Source organism: Mesorhizobium sp. WSM4806 (assembly GCF_055811635.1).
In genome coordinates, this window is sequence record NZ_JBVVQZ010000004.1 from 336713 (window position 1) to 357427 (window position 20715).

The following is a 20715-nucleotide window of genomic DNA, read 5'->3' on the forward strand; positions in this document are numbered from 1 at the left end:
ACGCCCTTATGAAACGTGCCGATTGAAATGCCTTCGGCAGGCTTGACTATTTTCCGACGGCGGCTACAAGGCACGCGCGGCGCCATCGTCGCCCTGCCGCGTGGTTTTCAACAGCCGCGCCTGCTGGGGAATAGGTTAACGGTAGACCCACGGACTCTGACTCCGTTAGTCCTGGTTCGAATCCAGGTTCCCCAGCCAACAGTTTCCGCAATTAAATCAGCCCCTTATGCAGAACAATCGCGACCGAAACGTGTTGCATGGGTTTTCCTGCCCTGTAGCGCGCAAACCCTTGCATTCCGGGCATGTCCCGCCCCGTCCCTTTCTGTCCATGCAACACGATTGCAACACGGATCAGCCAATTTGTTCCCGCCATGTTCCTAGAGAGCGCGCCTTCGCCGGTGCCAATTGCGGTGCCCATTTTTTTCCTGCGACTGTCGGCAGGTCCGTGCGACAATCCCGCCGGGGAATCAACGCGGGATTTCTTACATGACGAAACTGAGCACTCTAAAACGCCGATGATGGACAGCGATAGCGCGGCTGCATTAGTTTACCACGATCTCAAAACGTCTCAGCGCGCGACTTTCCAGGTTGCCGCCGAGTGAGGTCGTTGGTTGACCGCGTCGCTGGTGCTAGTCCATTCTGGTGCGCTGTTCGGCATGTTTTCGTTGCTGAACAATCCAGCCAGCCAACCTGCGACGCTGGAAGCACTCAAAGCCCCGGTCTGGTGCTTCGTGGCTGGCCTTCTGCTGGCGCTGGCATAGGGTTTCTTCGCTTGGATCAACTGGTCGATGCACTCGTTCAATTACGCGTCCTCGGCACGATACGATATGCTATGGACGCTGAGAAGTGGATCGATCCTCCACCCTTCCAAAGGGCGTTGGACATCACGAACTGGGGCAGCATCGCTTGCGGTTTGCTTTCTGCCCTATCCATTGCGGCGGGCGCGGCTTTGATCCTGCATGGGGACTATCTAGCTGCAATATTCGGAATTTGATCCCGCCCATAGACCGCCACCGTGAGGGCAGCGGAGTCTCTGGGCTCATTTGGGCGTGTTAGAACCAGCGCTCCCGGCGCTGGTCGCCGGCCACAAGAACAAGGCCCAACAGCAAGCCTACAGCCGCGCCCAGCATGAAGGCGGACGATAGCGTGCCAGGATTTTCTTGAACGACACCGGAAGCAGTAGACGCCCTTTTGCGAAGTGCTTGCGTTGTCCGAGACACGCTATCGGCCGCGCCCTCATACCAACCAGTAGCTTCCTCGACCACCTCTTCAGCGTGCTCCGCGAGCGTCCGATTGATCTTGTTGATCTCGCGTTTCAGTTGCGCAACTTGCTTCTCCAAGGCCTCCTGCGCTTCGCGCTGCGTCTCCGTCGGCTTTGCGTCTTCGTTTGGGTCGTCGGCCATTGTGATGATCTCCCTTTTGGGTGGGGGCTCAACGGCCGCCGCCGCGTATGGTTCCTCAGCGACAAAAAGCCCGCCACCTTGAAGGCAGCGGGCTAGCAGCGGCAGAGTTTGCCGCCCGTCAGTGACGCTCTGCCGGTGCTTCGAGAAACTCCATGAAGTTCTCAACCACCTTGTCGATCGGCATTGACCGCGCATTGCATCCGCGAAGAATGGCGGGCGGCGATCTTGACAATTTTGAAGCTGGGAAGCGGGCGCCGTATGACCGCACTCTGCTTGACCTTCAGGCAGCGCTCGAATGGGCCGGCGTCGAGTTCATCCCCGAGAACGGCGGCGGCGCCGGTGTGAGGTTGCGGAAATGAAGACCAGGCGGCGCAAAAGATTTTGGGATCGAGCGAGAATGCGCCGGCTCTCCTCCATGACGGATCGCATCTCCGCAATCGTGGCCCGCGTGGCATCAACCTGCAACCGCGACCTCTCTACGTCCACGTTATCGATTTGCCACGGGTCCATTGCCGTAACTCACTGCGACTAGCGTTTTCGAGGCGACTAGCGTTTTCGAGTTAGAAATCGGGCTTCCCGCATAAGTGACGGCCAGTCGGACCCCAGAAGAGCGATAAGCTCGCGAGCCTGCTCTTCGGTTATATTCGCCTCTTTAACCAAGCGCTGAACGACAGAGTCGTCAGGGGCTCCGCTGGGTGTTCTGTCCCTATCGTCAGCCATCGGAAAAAATCCTTAGGTAGCATAACGCGACCATTTGGACTGAGTTCCTCCACAATGACTTCCGCGATCACGGGATTACTCGGATCTCCCCAAGCTCGGTAGTATCAAGGCGGCGGACGCCAATCCGCTAGGCCGGCGCCCGACAAGGCAATCTACCCCAACGCCCCCCCAAGTGGCGCCGGCCACTTTCAGCCCCCTCGTTCGAAAGTTGGCTTCCAGTCGCGATTGCGCGCCCGCTGCTGGCCTTCGTAGAAGAACACCTGCCGTCGATCACCACCGGCAGCCTTGCAATTTGAGCAGATAAAGAGCCCGACCAGGTCGTCATGCATCGAGCCGTGGTCACGGCCGAGCCTGTCAATCAGCGCCTGGATATCCAGCTTCATCGATTTGCAGCACATCGGGTGTCCGCAATTGACATAGATGGTTTCGCGGGCGGCCAGGGTGTCGGCGAGGGTCTTTTTGGGCATGGCGATCTCCGTTGAAGGGCTCGCCGCAACGGGGAGGAATATAATCCTGAAAACGAGGGCGTCGGCAATAGGGGACGCCCACTCTTTGACATTGGGTTGATATTAGCTCAGGGGCCTCATTTCTTTCGGCCGGACTCTTTGCGACCTTCTCGCTATCGTGTGCGGCAACGGCGCGGCGTCTTGAAGTATCCGCTTCATCGGCTCGTTGCGTTTTTCGTCAGTGTGAGCACGATAATGGAACGTCCAAAATCCGTATCGGAGATGATCGAGCGCTACGACAGCGATTTTTACGAGCCGATAGGGCGCTTGATAATGCAGTTTGGATTTCTGGAATTCCATATCGATCGTTGGCTGTCCGCGCTTGGCGCCGACCAACCGAAGCTGCGGAAAGCGAACAACTTGAATAACAAAATCACTCTGTATGGTCAGATCATCGACCAACACACCACCGAACCGAATGACCTTGCCGAGCGCGATCGCCTCGTCCAGCAGATGCGCGAACTCAACACGTTTCGCAATCGTGTCGTTCATGGTCCGTGGAGCGTATACCTCGGAGAAAAGAAGGCTTGGCAGAAACTCTCAGTCAACCGGCAAAATGCAACACACCAATTCTTTGAGGTGACTGCCGATGAAATCCGGGTGGCTGCTAGCGACCTCGCGAAAATCCAGGTAGAGGCGTCTCACTTTGCCTTTGGCTTTCTAGTACCCAAAAAGGCATAGCAACGAGCGTGGCAGGCGACAAAAGACTAACGGCTGGGTAGCTCTGGCTACTTGCGCACGATCCATTCCAGCAAGTCAGGATCGACGTCATCGCTCCCGGTAAAGTCGCTGATCAAAAGCGCGGCAACCGACCGCCATTTGTCTTCAGGGATCTTCTCTTCGATCACGGTTTTTATGAAGGCGCTGCGCAGGATATCGCAGTCAAAAACCGATACCTGGGCGCCTGCCTGGGGTTTCGCCATCTCAGCCCTCCTGCCTCTTGGGCGGAAGCACTGCCATCTCCCAAGCGTCCGCAATGCCTCTATTCGGTACGGACGACGTTGGGATTGTACGCTTTATTGCGAATTTCGCGAGTCCGGCCTCGCTCAATCTGGCGCGGCCTTCAATCCTCTTCCCGGAAATCCTGCAGCGATGCGTGCCGAAGATCCTCCTCGCACCTTAGATGCTTCACGCGGGCCTTGATGCCCCGGCTTGACCCAGTGCGTTGCCGGCCGCTTTGGCATATCCTTGGGCGGTGGCCCGGCATGTTCCTGCACGCGCTTCCACAACCGCTCCCGCATCTCGCGGTTGACGCTCACGAACGCACTGCCGACATATTTCCGGGTGCCTGGCTCAGCCATCAGAGCAAACGCCGGCTTGCCCCTCTCGCGTTCGACGCCGAGGAGTTCAAACTCGCTTTCGGTGAAGGATTTTGTCTTCAGCCAATTGGTGGTCGGGCCGCTGCGATATTTGCTGTCTCGGCGCTTCGATACCATCCCCTCCAGGCCGGCCGCGTCGATCAGATGATAGATCGCGTTGACTTCGCCTGGCATCGTCTCGCTGAACTGGATGCGGCTGTCAGACCCTATAAGCCCGGCCAGGATTTCCCGCCGATCCTCAAGTGCCATGTCGCGCAAGTCGTGGCCGTTAAGATGCAGCAGATCGAACGCGACGAAATAGAGGTCGTGCTGGCGCCTCGTGATTGCCTTGCGCAGCGGCAAAATCCGAAAGGCCAGCGTCATTTAAGACGACGACTTCGCCGTCGATGATGGCGTTCTGTACGTTGAGACCTTTGGCTGCCTCGACCAGGTCGCGGTACTTCGATGTCCAGTCTAGGCCGCGGCGGGTGAAGATCCGAGCGCCGCCGGCGTCGATGATGATTTGGGAGCGGTAGCCATCGAATTTGGCTTCATGCATCCAGTCGTCGCCTTGGGGCGGCTTGGCGACCAAGGTAGGCATCATCGGAGGAATGAACTCAAGCCGGCCGGGCCCGGCACTCACTGGTTTACGCACGAATTCGAGTTTAGGTCCGTCCGATCTGGCGGCTAGGGGAACGGAACGTGACCATTTTACTAAATTAGTAATGATGCATGAAACGGCATATTATTCGTCCCAGCCGGCGGACACGGCCCATACCCCCGCCGGTTAGGCCCGACGGTCGGTTGCCTACCCCGCAGCGGCTGTCGGGCCGTCCCTATCACAGTTCGGGACGATCAACGTGGGCCGAGATAGAACCAACAACCCCGCAACCGGATCAAGGGCAAGCGCCACGGGCCGCCTGCGAAGGACGAAGCAGAGCATTTCGAGTTCTGCCCCGTGTGTGGCCAAACGTTCGACAAGCGAAACCTTGGCGAGGTGCTGCATCATTATCTCCCCGACCATGAGCCGTTGAAGCTCGATGGATAGGTGAGTTGGCTTTCGCATACGGCTGGGGTCATCCAGAATTGTTGGCGGTCCCGACCAGGCGGTACCGGAATCGATTGCGGATGCGCTCGTTGAAGAAGCGGCCCTTGGCGAATGCGGCTCGGAACTCGGCGAAGGTCTCCGGCGGCACATCCTCAAACTGGTAGCATTTGCCGCTGGCCACGAACCACACCGAGAGGGTCCTACGATCCGGATCGTATTCCGTTTTGCTTATCGAGGTGGACGGCATGACGTTCACGCCTTGGTTCGGCGCGGAATTGTGGCCCCGTTGGTTCCCAGCACGGCAATTTAAAGGTCGGCCAGATGACCCATGCAGCTAGGGGGTTTCGTCCCGACCAGCCTTACCAATCGCCTCAAGCAATGAAGCTAGAGTTGGCGGCAGTTCTGGTTCGACCTCCAGCCCAAGCAGCTTATGTACGTTACGACGATTGTCTTCGGTGCCGATCAATTCGCGAACGGCATCGGCAAGGGTCTTATGGCCCGCTGCGTCACGCTTTGCCATGTCTGCATGTCCCAACCCCGCCCGAGCCGCAACTCGCAGGTCACGGAATGGTTCCGTCAAGGGTCAGGAATGTTTGGGACCTAGTGGTCAAAATCCAACGCTTGGTACCCATACCGGCGATTGCCAGAGTGTCCCTGTGTCGGGGTGGAGAGCGGACGTTTCTAGCGGTATTGTTTCCGCATGCTGATGCTCGCTGCTGTGCTCGATCTTGCCTTCGCCGCCTTCCATCTAGGATTTTGGCGGCTTTTCGGATGGCCGGCCCGGCTGAAGGGTTCGGGCAACCTAAACGCAGCAATCACTCAAACTCTGAATGTCATGCTGACGTTCACCTTTGTGTCTTACGGCGCAACATTGCTTTGGCTTTTGTACCGGGGGCTAATTTGGCCGCCACTTCTGTTTTTCGGAGCCGCTTTCTGGGCCATTCGCCTGGCTGCACAGTTCGCGCTCTTCGATATGCGGCATTGGCAATCCAAGCTGATCTCGACAGTCTTCGCCGTCTCGGCTTCTGCCCATGCCCTCGCAGGGTTATAGGAGGCAGAACAGTAAATGTCGGCTTCTGGTCGCTTTCGGAACTCCGGGTACCAAGCGTTAAATTTTGACCAACAGGGCCACGCATGTCGACCATCAATCTTAATCAGATTGTTGTGTCCGCTCTGCCAACGCAAAAGCCTGCAAGTTCCTCGATTTGCCAATGGCTTGGTCAGCGTTCGCAATGATCGAGAAGAACGCAGCGCGAGCGATGTCCTTTTTTGACGCGTCCGGATGCTCCTTTTTTGCAGCCTTTAGGAGCTGTTTTGGTGTCATCTCTGGCGTCACTACCCGCATCAGCGTATCGCTAATCGCCTGCAATTCGGTCGGGTTCATAAGAGCATCCTCAATAATGGCCTGCTGGCTTAGTCTTATCTAAAGGTGTCTTCTCTGTGTCGTAGCGCTGGGGCAATCGGACCAACAACGAAGGCACGGGCTTGTCCTCATCCGGCGATACGGCGCCTTGTTGGCAACCCGAACCATTGTCCCCAGATCGCGTTCCTCCAGAAAGAGAAAAGCCCGCCGCACCCTTTCGGCACGGCGGGCGGTCCTCCCAGTCGCTTACGTCATTCGATGATCTTGATGATCTTGCGTGTGCCTGGGTCAACGACAACGGTCCGGTTGTCGACGACAACGGTGCGGTATTTGGTGTTGGGGACTTCATGAAGTTCGACAGTCTCGGGCAGGGTTGAGCCGATATTGAGCTCCACTCCAGGGATTTTCACCGATGCGAGCGGCTGCTTTTTCACGTATTCCCTAATGACCGTCTCCTGTTCAGGCTCGATGACTACGTCCTGAGCGGCAGCGGCACCGAGGCCTGCCAGCAGCAGAAATCCCGCGGCTGCAGTGGAAAGATGCATTCTCATAAGTGCCTCCTTTGTGTAGCTCTGTTCCGCTGAACGCGTCTTCGCGCCAGACTTAACAAACCCCAGCCAGCTGCATTTGTTCCCCAAAAGTCCCTCAGGCTGATGCACGACAGGACCTAGGTCTCGCCTGTTTTGGCATAATAGGCCGGACATAGCGCCACCCGGAACCGCCGCTGCGCATAGTCGTTGATCCCTGCAAGTTCGCGGGAAGGAGCCCATGGAAAATAGTGTCCACCAAGCTCGCTGGTTACTCGCTCCGGTCTTCACAGTTTCGATCACATTCCTTGCGATTGGAATAATCGTTAGTTAGGGATCGTTCTAGGAACGACCGGACTTGACGATTGGACGGAGCGACGAACTGAGATCTGCGCAGCTAAGTCCCTTCCTGCGCTGATAAAGGACCACCCGCCATTCCTCGATTTGGCGGGTGTGGTCCGTGCGGCTGACCAAGTCCGCTCAGGAGGCCTGTCAGCGGTTTAAGGTCGCGAGGCAGCATCACCTCACAGCAGGTCTTCGGCAACCCCGTCGAATTTCCTGAGGCCTATGCTTGGAGGCTTTCGCTTAAGAAGCCCCTGTTCACTTGCGGCCGCCTTGAAGGCATCGAACGCGGCTTGTTGGGTGCAGTGTCCAGCCAGGCATTCCTCGATCATTCGAATTGCTTCAAGTCGGGATGGCTTGTCCATGAATGGCCATGGTTGCTGAAGCGCCGTCTCAGCATCGGGGATCGACGCAATCAGCATCGATCTGTCATTCAGGTAGATTGTAATCGGAATAAACGCCGGCATCTTTGTCGCTCGCCAGGATTGAAGGCGGCTAAACGCGAAGACAAGGCAGTGGTTGCATCGTTGTGAATTCCGAGCGCCGCTGTCCGATACGGAGGGACGATGGCGGACGAAGACGATGACTATGAACCGGTCCAAGCGAGAATTATCGGCATCGACCACCCTCTGAACGCGAGGATGATCCTGCGGCGTGTGTTTCCAGCTCTTCGTGATGGCTTCCGCCCTCACCGCGCCCTTGGCGATCGCCTGCTGAAATGCGATGTCTTTCGAAGCTCCAAGCGGGGCAAACGTCTCGTGCAGTCCAATCGTGTCGGCGCGGAGCTTCAAAAGGCTGTCGGAATATCGGCCAATGATCCGCGCCACCAAGTTGGTAGGGATTGGTTTACCATCTCGGATCGCAGCTGTGATCGTGCGGTCGAAACGTTTGTCGCGTCGCTTCCGATTCAGATAGGCCCGCAACTGGTCGGGCTCGCCGGAAAGCAGTTCATCGCGGGCTCGGGCAACATAGTCGCTCTGAACTGTGGTGAGCCCGATCACCCTACCTCCTCCGCGGCCAGTCACCCTGTTGACGCGGCCTACTACCTCCAATGCGGCCCTCGTTGGATTGGCGCCACGGGCAAGGCCCTTAGAAAAAGCGGCACGGATCGCAACTTGTTGATCAGCAACAATGTTGGTGACCAGTTGCGCCGAGTGCTCGCGCAACCAGGTCTCAGCCGTAAGATTGCGCGCATCCCCACGAAGAACGACCTGAAGGCCGCTCGGATCGCGCAGCGCCGGCATCTGTTCGACCGTGGCGACACCGCCGCCGTTGTAGGCCTGCCGGATGGCTTCTTCCAGCGGCCGAAACGCGGCCTCGTCGAGGTTCATGGCTGCAATAGCGTCCTTGACGTCGCCGCGCTCCAAGCTCTCCACCACACGGCGCAGAACGATGTTGGAGCGGATGTCGTCGATCGCCTCGAAAAACGCGGTCCGCAGCATCGGCTCATAGGTCGAGACAAGCTGTTCGAAACGATCACGGGGGGATAGGCGTTTGAGCATTCGTTCCGGACCTTAAAAGGAGACTGGTATGGATGTCTTGGCCCATCATTCGACGGAGCTTGTGGTGCTTCGCATCGCACTCATGGCAATTGCATCAATGGTTGCTGAGCAATCGGATGACCCAGATCGGGCATTGGCTGACATGGAAGAGCGGGCACTGTCCACGTTCGATCATATGGAGATCGATTTTTCCGGTTTCGAAGGGGACATCGCTGTTGCCAAGTCTCACATGCGGTCGTCGCTGGCGTCGCTCTTTTCTGGGATATCGCTCCGCGGCTAACCCGCCACGAAAGCGATATACGCGACCGGCGTCCCGGCCGGCGGGATCGGCCGTAGGTCCTTCATGACCAACTCGACGCCGTCGATGACGAGTGTGTCCGTCATGGCGGAGACGATCGAGGGTACTGCGAAAGTGATCTGGTTGTCGGTCGCCACAGTGAGGGTGCCGTCGACGTATTTCTGAGACACGCGGCGCATCACCGCATCGAGTGGATAGACCGTCGTCACTGGCTCGCCCGGTATCCATGGCGTCGACGGATCTGGCGGCGCTGTGACCGTGCGGGTTAGCATGACAACGCCCTGCTTGAACTCGCCGAGCATCTCGCTCGCGAACTCCTGATGCATCTCGTCATAAAACCGGGCCATCAGACGACCAGAATATCGGGCAGGCCATACATCGCGCCGATCAGCGGCGCCAACAGCCGTCTATGATGGTCGAGACGCATCCGGGGCAAAAATGTTGCCGCTGTCGCCGGGGTCAAAGAACTCCCGCTCGATGCCCTCAATACCTTCAGAGCCGAAGCGGTGTGTTTGCGGACTCTGACGCGCTAAGGCTTTCGTACTCCAGCAGCCATTCTACTTCGGCTTTGATCTCAGCTCGGGTCATGCAGCCTTCCGCTTCTGCGCTTCCCGCGGCCAGTGCTTGGCAGCCGCTGGCGTAATTAGGCGCCAGGGACTCCCTCGTGCTTAGCTTCTTGATCAGCCGCCGCTGCTTCCAATTCAAGCCTCGCCAAATGGGCTTTGATCTCCTCAGGCTCGGCGTGCTCCAGCCCGACGACATTGTTCCTCGTTTCCTTCAATGCAACGATGATCTCGTCGAGCTTCGCATGGATGGCAGCGGTGTCGCGGTAACCCTGGATCAGTACGACCCCGGTAATCACTATCGCAGCTACAGAAAGCGCATAGGTGATTACGTTTGTTAGCCCAAACGGAACCATCGCAGTGCAGGCTATCATCGCGGCGAGCAGCACATAGAAGCCGGGCGGACGGGACAGAAAGTCGGCGATCACAAAGAGAAATCGGTTCATGCGAATCCCCAATAGACCACGTAATCCCGATTGGGGCGGCATTTCGGGTGCTCGTCAATGGCGCAAATCACACAGCTTGATTGCGCCGCCTCGCCTCTTGCTGGCATCGGCGCTCATTGCGCTTGGCAGCCCAAGAGAAGTCGTCATGTTCCGATGAAAGGATCTTGGCGAACGCGCCGTCGGCGATCCACGAATTCAGGCTGTCCCGTTCGCCCGCATCTTCCGTGATCGTAGCCGAAACACCCCTGATTTCATGATGCAACAGCCTGATTTCGGCGCTTTCGCTATTGAGGCCCTGCGGCGAGAATGATCGCGATTTGCTGCAAAGCCCGGTTTTTTCTATCCCGTCCGGTGTTCGGGTGGATGCCATCCACCTTGAAGCACCAGCTGCGGAATGACTTGCCGCCGACCTTGGATCTGGCCCCCGGCGAGGACGCTCGGCGTTCCTTCTCATTGCCAACGGCGAGCAGCCATTCGTTGCAGCGCCTCGAGCTCGCTGATCTCTTGTCCCGACGGCAGGGTGCCGATCCGGTTCCAGAACGCCCTTCGCTCCTACGCTAGCGGGTCTGCCTTAGGGTCGAGCTTGTCGCCCACCTCTTTGCAGCTTATCGGTGTATGTGTGAACATAGGGCAGCTGCTGGGCCGGCCGGCCCGACATGTTCATGGCTGGCGCGCTCGATCTCGGCCGCGCGGATGAAGCGCTCCGCGATTTCACCGATGTTCATGGCGCGCCTCTTTTTCCTGGCTGTTCTGCTCCTCGCCGCCGTCCGTCCGGTTGATTGTCACCGTGCACGTAATCAGGGTGTTCCAGTCCGGGCCGTGTTCAATGACGTTATGGAGCTCGGAAATTTCTTCCAAAAAGTGCTCGATCGTGATGGGGCCGTTCTGGTGGTCGTAGACGAGAACAGCTTTCCAGCGCTTGTCGCCATGAAGCGATACGACGTTACTCATGCCGAATTTCTCCTGCGGTCATCGAACAAATCCGGCTGGATGCTCGCGGGCCAAATGCCTTGACCACCCGCTCGTATAGCATACCGACAAATGCAAAAATATTAGTGGCACGACGCCGCGCAGATCCTGGGCAATGAACTGCAGCTCGCCGAGCGGCAAACATCCCACATCGTCAGCCAGTCGCCGGCGCGGCGCTCGAGTATCTCAGGGCATGCCCGCACCATGTCGGATGCGACCCAAAATAGAACCTCGTCTAGTTGGCCCTTGTTGTTGTCGGTCTCGGCCAAGGTCGAAAGCACCAGGCACAAGTGCCCTTCCCCGTGCCGGCGTATGATGCGAGCCAGCGTCTCGACCGCGCGCGCCTCTCCCGGCTCCGGATAGCGATGCCGGTCGACAATCTTGATGCCGAGCTCATCACATAGGGCTTGGACGCGCGGGTCGGTCAAAGCATCCCCGCTTCCTGAGCGCATGTTGCACCGTCGACGGATCACGATTGAACAGCAACCCTATCTGCCCCCTAGACAAGTTCGGCTTCAGCACCATCACGGCGCACACGGCCGCGTCTCGCGCAGCCACGATGCGATACTGCCGCGACGGTCCTCTCATCTCGGCATACGTGCAGCCGTGTATGGCATATGTGCAGCCATGCATGCGGGCCACGAGGTCGATGACATGCCGAGTCGTCACCAGCTTGACCACCGTTGCAAATGTCAGGCGTGGCCCCTGGAGCGGGTTCTGGCTTCGGCGGCTTGGGAAACGGCGCAGACCTTCATGCCCGCACCTTCCTGCGCTCGACGGCCACCTGCTTACCTTTGACAATGTCGGAGAACGCTTAAAAAGGACGCTCACAACGGAACACGAAATCCGCCGCATCCCGGGTGACTACTAGTTGTTGCCTTCTCGGTTTTTCTTCGGTTTCGCTACCAATGCAGCAGGAGGAGCGGTTTCAGCCTTAAGTCGTTGCTCTCGCAGCCGAGCAGTCTTTGCATCTCGTGCTGCGCGCTCAATGTCTGTTAATGCCCTTGCAGCATCCGACGTGCGCTCCTGCCTATTGTATTTTTCTTGATGGGTTAAGCCCTTGTCTTTCCCGCATTTCCTGTCCTCGATCTGACGGTATGCGCTCTGTTGGCGACCCGAACGATCGTCGCGAGATCGTGTTCCCCCAGACACGAAGCCCGCGCCTCTGGCGGAGCGCGGGCCCGATGTTCCGGCAGCCGAGTGCTATTCTTCGAAATGCGGGCCACGTGACACCCACCAGGAACTTAAGTGGGTGTCCCAGCATTGAGGGAGACCTGAAGCCGCCCCTCCTTTCAAGGAATTCAAGCATGGCCAAGACAACCAGACAGTCGTCGGGCAAGCCCGCGACGATCCATGATCAAAAGCTCGTGCGGGGGAACGGAGGCGAGCTTCACCAGATCGCCGAAGGCGACAGCGAGATCCTGACGACCGCCCAAGGCGGCCCAGTGGCCGATGACCAGAATACTTTAAGGATTGGCCAGCGCGGACCGTCACTAATCGAAGACTTCCACTTCCGTGAGAAGATTTTTCATTTCGATCACGAGCGCATTCCCGAGCGCGTCGTGCATGCACGCGGCTATGGCGCGCACGGCTTCTTCGAGACCTATGAATCGCTAGCGGCTTACACCCGCGCGGATATCTTCCAGCGTGCCGGCGAGAAGACGCCGGCCTTCGTGCGGTTCTCCACGGTGGCCGGTTCGAAAGGCTCGTTCGACCTGGCGCGGGACGTGCGTGGGTTCGCCGTCAAATTCTACACCAACGAAGGCAATTGGGATCTCGTCGGCAACAACATCCCAGTTTTCTTTATTCAGGACGCAATCAAGTTTCCCGACGTCATTCATTCAGTGAAGCCGGAGCCTGATCGTGCCTTCCCGCAGGCGCAATCGGCACACGACAATTTCTGGGACTTCATCAGCCTGACGCCCGAATCGATGCATATGGTGATGTGGGTCATGTCGGATCGGGCGATACCTCGGTCCTTCCGGTTCATGCAGGGATTCGGCGTTCACACGTTCCGGCTGGTCAATGCGAAGGACGAATCCACCTTCGTCAAATTCATCTGGAAGCCGAAGCTCGGCATGCAGTCGGTCGTTTGGAACGAAGCGGTCAAGATCAACGGCGCTGACCCCGATTTCCATCGACGCGACCTTTGGAATGCCATCCAGTCTGGTGATTTCCCGGAATGGGAGCTCAACCTCCAGCTCTTCGATCAGGACTTCGCGGACAGTTTTGACTTCGACGTTCTGGATCCGACCAAGATCATTCCGGAAGAAATCCTCGCGCCGGTCCCGGTCGGCCGCTTGGTGCTCGATCGTATGCCCGACAATTTCTTCGCCGAAACCGAGCAGGTCGCGTTCATGACGCAGAACGTACCGCCCGGCGTCGACTTTTCCAACGATCCCCTGCTGCAGGGTCGAAACTTCTCCTACCTGGACACGCAACTGAAGCGTCTCGGCAGCCCCAATTTCACCCATATCCCGATCAACGCACCCAAATGCCCGTTCCACCACTTCCAGCAGGATGGCCTCATGGCGATGCGCAATCCGGTCGGCCGCGTGAACTACCAGCCCAATTCATTCGGCGAAGGCCCGCGGGAATCGCCGCAGCACGGTTTCCGGTCGTTCGCCGAGGCCGAGGAAGGCCAGAAAGTCCGTCTGCGCGCAGAGAGCTTCGCCGACCACTACAGCCAGGCGCGACAGTTCTTCAACAGTCAGACCGCGCCTGAGCAGAAGCATATCGCCATGGCGCTGTCCTTCGAGCTCTCCAAGGTCGAGACAACGGTTATCCGCGAGCGCATGGTGTCGCATCTCCTCAACATTGATGAAGGCTTGGCAGAAACTGTCGCTGACAAGCTTGGCATGAAGCAATTGCCCAAGCCCGCGGATGCGGCGGTCGCGCCGAGGGACGATCTCGAACCATCGCCGGCGCTCAGCATTATCCGGAACGGGCCTGACAGTTTTGCTGGCCGCAAGGTCGGTGTGCTTGTCAGTCCCGGCGCCGATGCAGCGCTGCTGAAGAACCTCCAGGCAGCGATCGAGAAGGAAGGCGCAGTGATGGAGGTCATAGCGCCCAAGGTGGGCGGCGTCGAGGCGGCGGATGGAAGTCTCATCGCTGCAAAGCACATGATCGACGGCGGGCCATCGGTCCTGTTCGACGCAGTAGCGCTGATCCTCTCCGAGGAAGGAGCGGAGCGCCTGACGGGCGAGGCCGCCGCGCGCGATTTCGTTGCCGACGCTTTTGCTCATTGCAAATTCATCGGCTTCACGTCGGGCGCCGTCCCGCTGCTGCAGAAGGCCGGAGTCGATCCGGAAGCCGATGAAGGCATGATTGGTCTCGATGATCCCAAGGCGATTACCGGTTTTATCGAGGGCTGCCGCAAGCTGCGTCTCTGGAGCCGGGAAATGGCCGTCAAACTCTAGCGATGGTGACGGAGTTTCTCATGCAGATCATTCGAACCGAAGTTACCCAGGCAACCGCCCCGACCGGACAGCCCATCCTGCGCGTGATCTTCTGCGGCGAAAGCGGCGACTGCGTTGCCGTCGACCTGGCACGCGTTGACGGCGGAAACAACGAGGCCGCTATCAATCGAGCGAAGGCGGTCCTGGTCCAGATCGCGACCTTCGATTGGCTGTGAACGACTATGATGCCCGAAGCAATGGCAATTTTGACGAAGTCGCCGTCACAGCGGCGAATGACGAAAACGGCGGGCTCTATATCTTCGAGTATCGGCGGACGCGGCCGTCAGGTTCTTCCCTCCAGGATGCCAAGTTTAGAGGCTGCGCGGGAGGAAGCGGTTCGATGCGCTATCGATCTTCTGGTCGACCTTCAGCCGGGCACGGACGATCTTTCAGGTTGGCTCGTGCGCCTGCGCGACGAGAACGGCGAACTGCTGTACGCCATCGACGTGCAGGAGGCGCAAGCGGCCCGCCTGACAAGACCATGAACCGGCAACGGCTAAAGGCGGATTGGCAGAGATGCGAGGCTACGGCGGGACCTCCCGGGCTACGCCCGCGCTCAGATAGAGACTATGCATCACCCCACCGCGGCCGCGGCTGATCATGGCCGCCCTAGGCCTGGTACACGGTCCGCTTGGTGAGAATTCCCTACATCTTTGCGTTGACATGCAGCGCCTGTTCGCGCCGGGCGGGCCTTGGGCCGTGCCGTGGGCGCAAAACGTGCTGCCGGTCATCGAGGAATTGACCACAAGACATCCGCAGCAAACGCTGTTCACACGTTTTGTTCCGGCCGCTCGGCCTGGCGAAGGACCGGGCATGTGGGCGCGGTATTATCAGCGTTGGGCCGAGGTCACCCTTGCCAACATCGATGCCGGCCTCGTCGATCTGATGCCTTCTCTGGCGCGGTTCGTGCCGCCGGCAAGAACGCTCGACAAGCATGTCTATTCGCCGTGGACTGAAGGCCGGCTCGACGCGATGCTCAATGGGTCAGGGATCGACACGCTGGTCATCACCGGCGGCGAAACCGACGTCTGCGTGCTTGCCACGGTCCTCGGCGCCATCGACCGTGGTTTTCGTGTCGTCCTTGCGACCGATGCCATCTGCAGTTCGGTTGACCAGACGCATGAGGCACTGTTGGAGCTCTACCGCTCTCGCTTCAGCGAGCAAGTCGAGGCGGTGCTGATCGAAGAGGTTCTGGAGAACTGGCGTTAGCCGGAGCTGCCGAGGGAGACGACCATGAAAAGCTTTTTCCGGGACAATGGACTGACGATCGCCCTGGTGGCGATGTTCTTGTTCAGTGTAATTGGCATGATCTGGTCGGGTCATACGGCCTACAATGAAGAGCTTCAGAACCACGGTTCGGCATCGATTGGGCTGCTCTCCTATCTTGCGAGCGGCGACTTCCTCTCGGCGCTGTTCGAGAACTGGGAAAGCGAATTCCTGCAGATGTCGGCCTATGTCATGCTGACTGCAATGCTGTTCCAGCGCGGTTCCGCCGAGTCTCGTGATCCCGATGATCCCAACCGGCCCGAGGACGAACTTCCGACCGCCACCCGCAGGCGCAACCCGATCCTGTCGTGGCTCTATTCATACTCGCTGGGCTTGGCGCTGGCCCTGCTGTTCATCATCTCATTTGCCTTGCATTGGTGGGCGAGCCTGGCGGCCGCGAACGAGGAGGCGCTTCGGCACGGCGGCGAGGTTCAATCCCTGGGAGACTATCTTCTCGACGCCCAGCTATGGTTCGAGTCCTTTCAGAACTGGCAGTCGGAATTCATGTCGACGGCCGTCCTGGTCCTGCTGTCGATTTTCCTACGCCACAAGGGCTCCCCGGAATCAAAGCCAGCCGGCGCGTCAAACTCCGAAACCGGCGCATGAGTCTCCGCGTGCAGGCAACGCTCGCTATGCTTCGGCAATGGGGCGGTGCCGGCAACGGTCGCGAAAGTGGTCGTTGAAGAACCGGCCCTTTACGAAGGCGTTTCGGAACGCCGCATAGGTCTCCGGCGGCACAGCCTCGTAGTCATAACGCGTGCCGCTCGCGACGAACCACACCGAGAGAACCCTTGTCTCCGGATCGTACTCGGTCTTGCGGATTGACGTTGATGGCATGATATCGGCGCTCTAACGAGCGCCATTGTGATGTAGCGGGCGATCACCGTGTCCTACCGGAACCGCCGTTCTAGCTCGGCGCGCCGTTTGCGCCAGTCCGGCAGATCGACATCATCCACCATCACTTCGAAGCTGACGATTTCATCTGTGCTGGACTGCTCGCCATCCTGCCACTGACCTTCCGCGGGCGCCTGCAGGTAGGCTGTGACGCCGTCGAAACGGCTGGCCAGGTCTTCCTTCACACGGTCGAAATCTTCCCGGCCAAATGGGCGACCGGTGTTGTCCGCGCGGGGAAGCAGGATCTGGACGATGTGCATGGCGACCGCTCAATGAAAAGCGGTCACCGATTCCAAAGAACGACGCGTTCCCTTGCCTGGTCGGAGCCGCTTGACCTTCGCGGGCCGGCGAGACAGTCGGCGAGCGATTCGCGCCGTCCGCCTAGCGCATCAGGCCCGCCGCCCGCAGGGCATCTTCAATGATCTTCTTCACGCCGGGCTGGCGCGATTGATGGATGGCAGTCGGCTGCGGGGGCTTCGTCTTCGCATTTTGTATACTTGGCGCCGGTGACTGGGGTAGTTGCCGTTGGCTGGCGGGCAATTGCGGCCTCCATTTCCGGGAGGCGCTATCCTCGGTTGCCGCGATCCCCCAAAACTGCGCGATCTCGCGTGTGGAGGCGATGCCGACATCAAGCATATAAGGTCCCGGAGCGCCGAGGCCGTTGCCGAGCGGCGTGCCGTGGCCCATCCCGGCGATCATGTTGATTTCGATCAAGGCATCTCCCGCCCCGTTACGCCAGACCTGCTTTGCGTGCGGTCCGGCAGCTTCCCGACGCGTCGGCGCTTTCTCAAGCCGGTGGACTCCCCGCCACTGGCCTGCGATCGCTTCCGCGTTGGAAGGCGAAACCGTGTGGTCAGCGGCACCGTGCCAAATCGAAATCCTCGGCCACGGTCCCCGATGATCCGATGCGCCGCGGAGGGCCCGTTGCAGATCCTGTTCCGAAGGACCGCCGTGGCCGCGCATGCGATCGAAGGCCTCCGGGATTGTCGTTGCGCTGCCGTAGGGCAGGCCGGCAATTAACGCACCGCCGGCAAACACTTCCGGATAGGTCGCCAGCATGGCCGCTGCCATTGCGCCTCCGGCCGAGAGGCCGGTGATGAAGATTCGCCTTCGGTCGAGACCGTGGGTGACGACCATCGTCTCGATCATCTGGCGAATCGAAAGCGCCTCGCCCGAACCACGCTTGGTGTCGCCAGGCTGGAACCAGTTGAAACAGAGGTTCGGATTGTTGCCGCGTTGCTGTTCGGGAAAGAGCAGCGCGAAGCCAGCCTCGTCGGCGAGTTGGGACCAGCCGGAATGATGGTCATAGCCGGCCGCGTTCTGGGTGCAGCCATGCAGCACGACGACGAGCGGGGTGCCCTTGGATAGGTCATTGGGAATGTGGAACTTCGCTTCCAACCCGCCAGGATTGATACCGAAGTCGGCCAGCGTCCGGAGGTGGTCTGACGCACCGAGGTCGGCGGGATGTGCGGCATGTCGCGCCTGCAGCGCGGCAAGGCGGGCGATGGTGTCAGAGATTTTTCGCAATGGAGCCGTCCCTGTTGTGACGCCCGGAATGGACGGCCATCCGTGCAACGCACGTGCAGCAATATCGTTGCTGCGTTGCACAAAAACAAGGGAGCGCGGCGGGAGAATGGAGTCCGGCCGATCCTCTCGGTCGGCCTGGAGTAGACGTCTTCAGCTTCGACTGGCTGTGAGATGGAGCGCGTCTTCTTCGTCGTCGCGCTGCTTGCCGCCTAACGCTGCCGCTGCGCTGGCGATTAACGCACCGATCATGAGAGAAAGCGCGCCAACCAGCGCGAAGCTGGCGCCGGCTTTTCTAGCTGTGTCGGCTGCTTCCTGTGCTTGGACTTTGGCCGCCTCGACCTGAGCAAGCACCGCATCAACCCGGGCAGTAGCATCCGCTTGCGACAAGCCAGTGCGAGCGGCCACGAGTTGGCCCAGATAAGTCTTGTCGTCGGCCGAGACTTCGCCGGCCGCCGCTTTCGTAATGAGGATGCGGGAGGCTTGTGCGGCTGCTGTCGCATCGCCCTCCGCGCCCGGCGCCGCCAGCCTGGAAGAATCGTTCGGACGGAACAGCGCATCGACGAAATACGACGCCGCGCCGCTGCCTCCGTCGTTCCCGGCGTTTGCGGTCGCCCCCTGCCGAGGCACCCATTGCTGCTCGCGAGGCCACTGTCGAGGCCGCCTTGACGCCGGTGCCGATTGCCGCGGACAGCGCCGAACCGAGCACGAACACGACCAGAAGCGTCGCCAGCGCCCAGGCCATGAATCCGTGCGCGGTATCCCGGAAGAACGTCTCGTCCGTATGAATGCCGACCCATTTGGTGCGAAGGCGCCCGGTCAGGTAACCCCCGAGCCCGGATGACAACCATTGCACGATGACCAGCCAGATCGCAGTGGACACAGCGAAGGTGGTGACGCTGGCGCTTTCGTTGGACCATGGAGACACCATCGTGAGCCCGAGGCCGGACCCGAGAAGCATCAGGATGAACGTCAGGGTCGAGGCAGCGAAGGCGCCGGCGATGATCGGTCCCAGTTGACTGCGGATGACGAGGACTCGACCGGCGCGGCGCCGTCGGTCGCCAGGATGGTTGATGCCATGGATTCCTCCTACCGCATGAACAGCGCGAGAAGGATGATGATCGGAATAGGAACTCCGAGCAGCCAGAGTAGAATGCCACGACCCATGATTGCCTCCTATCGAAAGACGGATGTTGGAACTAAAATAGCCACCCCAACACAGTTGGGGTGGCTGGTGTGTGATCAGGCGGCCTTGGCCATTTCGTTGGCCGAGGCGTCCGCCAATCCGGTGAGCGCCTCGTCTGTCATAGACTCTTCGCCGAGCGTCTGTTCGATCAGCTTGGCGGCGTCGCTCATGCCCAAAACCTCGGCCCAGCGTTTCAGCGTGCCATAGCGGGTGATCTCGTAGTGCTCGACAGCCTGGGCAGCGGAGATCAGACCGGCGTCCAGTGCGGGAGTTCCCTTGAACTCCTCCATAATCTCCTCGCCCTCCTCGATGATGCCGTCGATCGCGGGACACGTCTTGCCCTGTGCCCGCTTGCCAAGGAGCTCGAAAACCTGCTGCAGGCGCTCGACATGACCGTCGGTTTCGTCCTTGTGCTTCTCGAAGGCTGCCTTCAGATCGGCCGATGAGGCGGCGCGCGCCATCTTGGGAAGCGCCTTCAGGATCTTCTTTTCCGCGTAATAGATATCTTTGAGCGTATCGAGGAAGAGATCATCCAATGTCTTTTCTTTCGCCATGGCGGATTTCCTTTTGGTTCCAGCGTTTTTTGTTGTCGCCCACGGGGTTGTGAAAAGCATGCTCAACAAGCGCACAACGCCGGAAAGGTTCCCTTGAGACGTCTCGCTGCACGTCACTCTGACTTCGTGGGGTCAACCCCTGGTTCAATTCACTTCCCGCTCCGCCAGGCATTTCGCTATCGAGGGATCGCATCATGCTCTGATACTTGGCGTCTCTATCTGTCGAGCTTCTTGAGAATATTTTGTCGGCGCAGCCATGAACGAGCGCGCCTGACCTTGGGGATGCTGCTCGCCAAAGTCGCCGGCGGCGAGACCAGCCCTTCCACCTAAAAGAACTCTCTGCGAGAACGATGCCTCTCGCCAATCGTGACACCGCCTGGCCTCCGATCCGGTTGCTCCTGGCGGCCAACAATGCCCACGGCGAAATAGACGTCCGGTCGTTTTTCGAATTGGCGCGCTGGGGAAGACCAAGGAACAACGTCCAGCGGTGATGTCTGCGGGTCAACCGCGCGGTGGGCGCTCGCCGTCGCTTTCGCACAGGTAGTTGTGAATGTCGGTTGCAGCGACCGCTGCGTGCCCGAATGCGACCGCGAGCTGGTTGAAAGACACAGGAGGCGAATGGGCTTCGCTTTGGATAGTGAGGGCGCGGCGCCTGGCTTGATCCGGGGACGCGAGTCCGACGGCGAGGGATATCTATGAGGAAGCCTGAATGATCAGACCGCCAAGACGACAGGGCGAATACGCGGATCGGGAGATCGATTGCCAAGAGGCCATGGAGCCCGGCTTTCAGGCTATCGTCGGTTGCATGCTGGAGCGGCTGGACGCCAAGAGGCACCAGCTCCCGACCG

27 protein-coding genes, 1 tRNA gene and 3 pseudogenes are annotated in these 20715 nt (G+C 59.4%); 11 read left to right on the plus strand and 20 right to left on the minus strand.

The window, feature by feature from the left end; all coding sequences use genetic code 11:
• Positions 1 to 124: 124 nt before the first annotated feature.
• Positions 125 to 198 (plus strand) — tRNA-Gln (locus AC0L2M_RS09315).
• A 13-nt stretch (positions 199 to 211) separates the two neighbouring features.
• Here the strand turns inward: AC0L2M_RS09315 and AC0L2M_RS09320 are convergent.
• Positions 212 to 418, minus strand: coding sequence for a hypothetical protein (locus AC0L2M_RS09320; RefSeq protein ID WP_128170734.1), 207 nt, complete (start codon positions 416 to 418; stop codon positions 212 to 214).
• 193 nt (positions 419 to 611) lie between these two features.
• Here AC0L2M_RS09320 and AC0L2M_RS09325 point away from each other — a divergent pair, with 193 nt between their 5' ends.
• The gene (locus tag AC0L2M_RS09325) at positions 612 to 761 is read left to right on the plus strand and encodes a hypothetical protein (protein WP_023803149.1); all 150 of its coding nucleotides are present in this window, start codon (positions 612 to 614) and stop codon (positions 759 to 761) included.
• Between the two features lie 291 nt (positions 762 to 1052).
• Here the strand turns inward: AC0L2M_RS09325 and AC0L2M_RS09330 are convergent, their stop codons facing one another.
• Entirely contained in the window at positions 1053 to 1403 is a 351-nt protein-coding gene (locus tag AC0L2M_RS09330) for a hypothetical protein (protein ID WP_023803151.1), read from the minus strand.
• Between the two features lie 227 nt (positions 1404 to 1630).
• Between AC0L2M_RS09330 and AC0L2M_RS09335 the strand changes: the two are divergent.
• Positions 1631 to 1762: pseudogene (locus AC0L2M_RS09335) on the plus strand (XRE family transcriptional regulator); the annotation flags it as partial.
• A gap of 549 nt (positions 1763 to 2311) precedes the next feature.
• On the opposite strand, the gene AC0L2M_RS09340 reads toward AC0L2M_RS09335, so the two are convergent.
• The gene (locus tag AC0L2M_RS09340; RefSeq protein WP_128170735.1) at positions 2312 to 2590 is read right to left on the minus strand and encodes a hypothetical protein; all 279 of its coding nucleotides are present in this window, start codon (positions 2588 to 2590) and stop codon (positions 2312 to 2314) included.
• 234 nt (positions 2591 to 2824) lie between these two features.
• Between AC0L2M_RS09340 and AC0L2M_RS09345 the strand changes: the two genes are divergently transcribed.
• On the plus strand, positions 2825 to 3310 hold the full coding sequence (locus AC0L2M_RS09345; RefSeq protein WP_128170736.1) for a hypothetical protein: 486 nt from the start codon (positions 2825 to 2827) through the stop codon (positions 3308 to 3310).
• A gap of 47 nt (positions 3311 to 3357) precedes the next feature.
• Here AC0L2M_RS09345 and AC0L2M_RS09350 read toward each other — a convergent pair whose 3' ends face one another.
• From AC0L2M_RS09350 to AC0L2M_RS09365, 4 genes and pseudogenes are all read right to left on the minus strand, one after another.
• On the minus strand, positions 3358 to 3552 hold the full coding sequence (locus AC0L2M_RS09350) for a hypothetical protein (protein ID WP_128170737.1): 195 nt from the start codon (positions 3550 to 3552) through the stop codon (positions 3358 to 3360).
• Between the two features lie 140 nt (positions 3553 to 3692).
• Positions 3693 to 4531: pseudogene (locus AC0L2M_RS09355) on the minus strand (ATP-dependent DNA ligase).
• Positions 4532 to 5003: 472 nt separating this feature from the next.
• Positions 5004 to 5222 (minus strand): KTSC domain-containing protein, encoded by a 219-nt coding sequence (locus AC0L2M_RS09360; RefSeq protein WP_023803157.1) that lies wholly within the window; start codon positions 5220 to 5222, stop codon positions 5004 to 5006.
• A gap of 87 nt (positions 5223 to 5309) precedes the next feature.
• Positions 5310 to 5495: a hypothetical protein gene (locus AC0L2M_RS09365; protein ID WP_128170739.1), complete on the minus strand. Its 186-nt coding sequence runs from the start codon at positions 5493 to 5495 to the stop codon at positions 5310 to 5312.
• Positions 5496 to 5675: 180 nt separating this feature from the next.
• On the opposite strand from AC0L2M_RS09365, the gene AC0L2M_RS09370 reads away from it, so the two are divergent.
• Positions 5676 to 6026, plus strand: coding sequence for a hypothetical protein (locus AC0L2M_RS09370; RefSeq protein WP_473534651.1), 351 nt, complete (start codon positions 5676 to 5678; stop codon positions 6024 to 6026).
• Positions 6027 to 6125: 99 nt separating this feature from the next.
• On the opposite strand, the gene AC0L2M_RS09375 is transcribed toward AC0L2M_RS09370, so the two are convergent.
• The 3 genes from AC0L2M_RS09375 to AC0L2M_RS09385 form a co-directional block, all read right to left on the minus strand.
• On the minus strand, positions 6126 to 6359 hold the full coding sequence (locus tag AC0L2M_RS09375; protein WP_023803160.1) for a hypothetical protein: 234 nt from the start codon (positions 6357 to 6359) through the stop codon (positions 6126 to 6128).
• A gap of 230 nt (positions 6360 to 6589) precedes the next feature.
• On the minus strand, positions 6590 to 6889 hold the full coding sequence (locus AC0L2M_RS09380) for a DUF1236 domain-containing protein (protein WP_023803161.1): 300 nt from the start codon (positions 6887 to 6889) through the stop codon (positions 6590 to 6592).
• A gap of 500 nt (positions 6890 to 7389) precedes the next feature.
• Entirely contained in the window at positions 7390 to 8709 is a 1320-nt protein-coding gene (locus tag AC0L2M_RS09385; protein ID WP_473534652.1) for a DUF982 domain-containing protein, read from the minus strand.
• 28 nt (positions 8710 to 8737) lie between these two features.
• On the opposite strand from AC0L2M_RS09385, the gene AC0L2M_RS09390 reads away from it, so the two are divergent.
• Entirely contained in the window at positions 8738 to 8989 is a 252-nt protein-coding gene (locus tag AC0L2M_RS09390; RefSeq protein ID WP_023803162.1) for a hypothetical protein, read from the plus strand.
• Here the strand turns inward: AC0L2M_RS09390 and AC0L2M_RS09395 are convergent.
• The 5 genes from AC0L2M_RS09395 to AC0L2M_RS09415 form a co-directional block, all read right to left on the minus strand.
• A complete protein-coding gene (locus AC0L2M_RS09395) occupies positions 8986 to 9354 on the minus strand; it encodes a hypothetical protein (RefSeq protein ID WP_128170741.1) in 369 nt (122 codons plus the stop codon). The genes AC0L2M_RS09390 and AC0L2M_RS09395 overlap by 4 nt on opposite strands.
• Positions 9355 to 9650: 296 nt before the next feature.
• Entirely contained in the window at positions 9651 to 10016 is a 366-nt protein-coding gene (locus AC0L2M_RS09400) for a low affinity iron permease family protein (RefSeq protein WP_023803164.1), read from the minus strand.
• A 67-nt stretch (positions 10017 to 10083) separates the two neighbouring features.
• On the minus strand, positions 10084 to 10386 hold the full coding sequence (locus AC0L2M_RS09405) for a hypothetical protein (protein ID WP_128170742.1): 303 nt from the start codon (positions 10384 to 10386) through the stop codon (positions 10084 to 10086).
• Between the two features lie 341 nt (positions 10387 to 10727).
• On the minus strand, positions 10728 to 10967 hold the full coding sequence (locus AC0L2M_RS09410) for a hypothetical protein (RefSeq protein WP_023803165.1): 240 nt from the start codon (positions 10965 to 10967) through the stop codon (positions 10728 to 10730).
• 101 nt (positions 10968 to 11068) lie between these two features.
• Positions 11069 to 11413, minus strand: a complete 345-nt coding sequence (locus AC0L2M_RS09415; RefSeq protein ID WP_287229630.1) for a hypothetical protein — start codon at positions 11411 to 11413, stop codon at positions 11069 to 11071.
• A gap of 879 nt (positions 11414 to 12292) precedes the next feature.
• Between AC0L2M_RS09415 and katE the strand changes: the two genes are divergently transcribed.
• From katE to AC0L2M_RS09440, 5 genes are all read left to right on the plus strand, one after another.
• Positions 12293 to 14404, plus strand: a complete 2112-nt coding sequence (katE, locus tag AC0L2M_RS09420) for a catalase (protein ID WP_287229628.1) — start codon at positions 12293 to 12295, stop codon at positions 14402 to 14404.
• 20 nt (positions 14405 to 14424) lie between these two features.
• Positions 14425 to 14619, plus strand: a complete 195-nt coding sequence (locus AC0L2M_RS09425; RefSeq protein ID WP_128170745.1) for a hypothetical protein — start codon at positions 14425 to 14427, stop codon at positions 14617 to 14619.
• 9 nt (positions 14620 to 14628) lie between these two features.
• Positions 14629 to 14928 carry a DUF6894 family protein gene (locus AC0L2M_RS09430; RefSeq protein WP_287139132.1) on the plus strand — a complete coding sequence of 100 codons (300 nt, stop codon included), beginning with the start codon at positions 14629 to 14631 and terminating at the stop codon, positions 14926 to 14928.
• 115 nt (positions 14929 to 15043) lie between these two features.
• A complete protein-coding gene (locus AC0L2M_RS09435) occupies positions 15044 to 15652 on the plus strand; it encodes a cysteine hydrolase family protein (protein WP_128170747.1) in 609 nt (202 codons plus the stop codon).
• Positions 15653 to 15676: 24 nt separating this feature from the next.
• On the plus strand, positions 15677 to 16315 hold the full coding sequence (locus tag AC0L2M_RS09440) for a DUF6766 family protein (protein WP_128170748.1): 639 nt from the start codon (positions 15677 to 15679) through the stop codon (positions 16313 to 16315).
• 24 nt (positions 16316 to 16339) lie between these two features.
• Here AC0L2M_RS09440 and AC0L2M_RS09445 read toward each other — a convergent pair whose 3' ends face one another.
• From AC0L2M_RS09445 to AC0L2M_RS09465, 5 genes and pseudogenes are all read right to left on the minus strand, one after another.
• Positions 16340 to 16546 (minus strand): KTSC domain-containing protein, encoded by a 207-nt coding sequence (locus AC0L2M_RS09445; protein WP_287066081.1) that lies wholly within the window; start codon positions 16544 to 16546, stop codon positions 16340 to 16342.
• 53 nt (positions 16547 to 16599) lie between these two features.
• A complete protein-coding gene (locus tag AC0L2M_RS09450) occupies positions 16600 to 16863 on the minus strand; it encodes a hypothetical protein (RefSeq protein WP_128170750.1) in 264 nt (87 codons plus the stop codon).
• Positions 16864 to 16984: 121 nt separating this feature from the next.
• Complete coding sequence (locus tag AC0L2M_RS09455) at positions 16985 to 18130, minus strand: extracellular catalytic domain type 1 short-chain-length polyhydroxyalkanoate depolymerase (RefSeq protein WP_473534653.1); 1146 nt, start codon at positions 18128 to 18130, stop codon at positions 16985 to 16987.
• A 150-nt stretch (positions 18131 to 18280) separates the two neighbouring features.
• Positions 18281 to 19207: pseudogene (locus tag AC0L2M_RS09460) on the minus strand (hypothetical protein).
• Positions 19208 to 19369: 162 nt separating this feature from the next.
• The gene (locus AC0L2M_RS09465) at positions 19370 to 19867 is read right to left on the minus strand and encodes a YciE/YciF ferroxidase family protein (protein ID WP_027153941.1); all 498 of its coding nucleotides are present in this window, start codon (positions 19865 to 19867) and stop codon (positions 19370 to 19372) included.
• Between the last annotated feature and the right edge of the window lie 848 nt (positions 19868 to 20715).

Bases quoted from the DNA above. Each gene is read 5' to 3' on its own strand.
- AC0L2M_RS09440 (WP_128170748.1), top strand. From the start codon at position 15,677: ATGAAAAGCTTTTTCCGGGACAATGGACTGACGATCGCCCTGGTGGCG.
- AC0L2M_RS09320 (WP_128170734.1), bottom strand. From the start codon at position 418: ATGGGCACCGCAATTGGCACCGGCGAAGGCGCGCTCTCTAGGAACATG.
- AC0L2M_RS09405 (WP_128170742.1), bottom strand. From the start codon at position 10,386: ATGGCATCCACCCGAACACCGGACGGGATAGAAAAAACCGGGCTTTGC.
- AC0L2M_RS09390 (WP_023803162.1), top strand. From the start codon at position 8,738: ATGGATGTCTTGGCCCATCATTCGACGGAGCTTGTGGTGCTTCGCATC.
- AC0L2M_RS09465 (WP_027153941.1), bottom strand. From the start codon at position 19,867: ATGGCGAAAGAAAAGACATTGGATGATCTCTTCCTCGATACGCTCAAA.
- AC0L2M_RS09435 (WP_128170747.1), top strand. From the start codon at position 15,044: ATGGCCGCCCTAGGCCTGGTACACGGTCCGCTTGGTGAGAATTCCCTA.
- AC0L2M_RS09410 (WP_023803165.1), bottom strand. From the start codon at position 10,967: ATGAGTAACGTCGTATCGCTTCATGGCGACAAGCGCTGGAAAGCTGTT.
- AC0L2M_RS09445 (WP_287066081.1), bottom strand. From the start codon at position 16,546: ATGCCATCAACGTCAATCCGCAAGACCGAGTACGATCCGGAGACAAGG.
- AC0L2M_RS09400 (WP_023803164.1), bottom strand. From the start codon at position 10,016: ATGAACCGATTTCTCTTTGTGATCGCCGACTTTCTGTCCCGTCCGCCC.
- AC0L2M_RS09365 (WP_128170739.1), bottom strand. From the start codon at position 5,495: ATGGCAAAGCGTGACGCAGCGGGCCATAAGACCCTTGCCGATGCCGTT.
- AC0L2M_RS09385 (WP_473534652.1), bottom strand. From the start codon at position 8,709: ATGCTCAAACGCCTATCCCCCCGTGATCGTTTCGAACAGCTTGTCTCG.
- AC0L2M_RS09360 (WP_023803157.1), bottom strand. From the start codon at position 5,222: ATGCCGTCCACCTCGATAAGCAAAACGGAATACGATCCGGATCGTAGG.
- AC0L2M_RS09375 (WP_023803160.1), bottom strand. From the start codon at position 6,359: ATGAACCCGACCGAATTGCAGGCGATTAGCGATACGCTGATGCGGGTA.
- AC0L2M_RS09345 (WP_128170736.1), top strand. From the start codon at position 2,825: ATGGAACGTCCAAAATCCGTATCGGAGATGATCGAGCGCTACGACAGC.
- AC0L2M_RS09450 (WP_128170750.1), bottom strand. From the start codon at position 16,863: ATGCACATCGTCCAGATCCTGCTTCCCCGCGCGGACAACACCGGTCGC.
- AC0L2M_RS09340 (WP_128170735.1), bottom strand. From the start codon at position 2,590: ATGCCCAAAAAGACCCTCGCCGACACCCTGGCCGCCCGCGAAACCATC.
- AC0L2M_RS09395 (WP_128170741.1), bottom strand. From the start codon at position 9,354: ATGGCCCGGTTTTATGACGAGATGCATCAGGAGTTCGCGAGCGAGATG.
- AC0L2M_RS09370 (WP_473534651.1), top strand. From the start codon at position 5,676: ATGCTGATGCTCGCTGCTGTGCTCGATCTTGCCTTCGCCGCCTTCCAT.
- AC0L2M_RS09330 (WP_023803151.1), bottom strand. From the start codon at position 1,403: ATGGCCGACGACCCAAACGAAGACGCAAAGCCGACGGAGACGCAGCGC.
- AC0L2M_RS09350 (WP_128170737.1), bottom strand. From the start codon at position 3,552: ATGGCGAAACCCCAGGCAGGCGCCCAGGTATCGGTTTTTGACTGCGAT.
- AC0L2M_RS09380 (WP_023803161.1), bottom strand. From the start codon at position 6,889: ATGAGAATGCATCTTTCCACTGCAGCCGCGGGATTTCTGCTGCTGGCA.
- katE (WP_287229628.1), top strand. From the start codon at position 12,293: ATGGCCAAGACAACCAGACAGTCGTCGGGCAAGCCCGCGACGATCCAT.
- AC0L2M_RS09430 (WP_287139132.1), top strand. From the start codon at position 14,629: ATGCCCGAAGCAATGGCAATTTTGACGAAGTCGCCGTCACAGCGGCGA.
- AC0L2M_RS09425 (WP_128170745.1), top strand. From the start codon at position 14,425: ATGCAGATCATTCGAACCGAAGTTACCCAGGCAACCGCCCCGACCGGA.